Below are 782 nucleotides of genomic sequence, written 5' to 3'. Positions count from 1 at the left end.
ATGTGGTGTGGAAGTAAGCGTAAAAAGCAAGTTAATACCAGCGGAGCTGCTTCCGATTATGCCAAACCCATCATACGAAACACCTTACGAGTTTTTAAGATAACGCATACACTTCCATTTATTTGGCAAAGAATAAATGAGCGATGATTGGTGGCATTTTGCTAATGCGAACCTCGTTCAATGGGTTTGTTTTTAGCCACCATTACACGCCAACCACGCTTCAGACAGAACCGTAGCGAAGCGAAGCTCAGCGACGCTTGCGGAGCTAACCCTCGACGGGGATGGTATGGCTGACGCCACTTTTATTACGGATGGGGGATATTCTGGATTTATAGCCTTCGCTGCCGGATGAAGCTTGCCGGATATGGATGTTCGCTGCTTAGAGGAAGCTTTACACGCGTCGTTGCTAAAAGAAGCACCAGCCACATTCGGCCACTGTCGTACAAAAAGTCGCTAAGCTCCTACCCGTAAAGAATTGTGGCGTTAGCCACACAGCCAACGGCGAAAATCGATGTTTGAGCAACGCTCGGTAGGTCGAACGTAACCAAAATCGTAACCCAGAATCGTTCTACTACCGTTCCCCAAAGATCTAAGCATCCATAAGCCGACGGTGCGAGTTAATTTTCGCCCTGTTTTTTGTGCTACTTTTTTGCGCCAAAAAAGTAGTGGGAAGAAAATAGCAGAATGCTGTCGCTACCAGCCACGGCTGCGCTTTGCTTTTTTGCTATTTTGCTACATTTGGATGGCGGTCGGGAGACCGCTACTTAGCAAGGACGAAGACG

Source organism: Alistipes sp. ZOR0009 (assembly GCF_000798815.1).
Lineage (GTDB): Bacteria > Bacteroidota > Bacteroidia > Bacteroidales > ZOR0009 > Acetobacteroides.
This window is presented reverse-complemented; position numbering follows the sequence as displayed.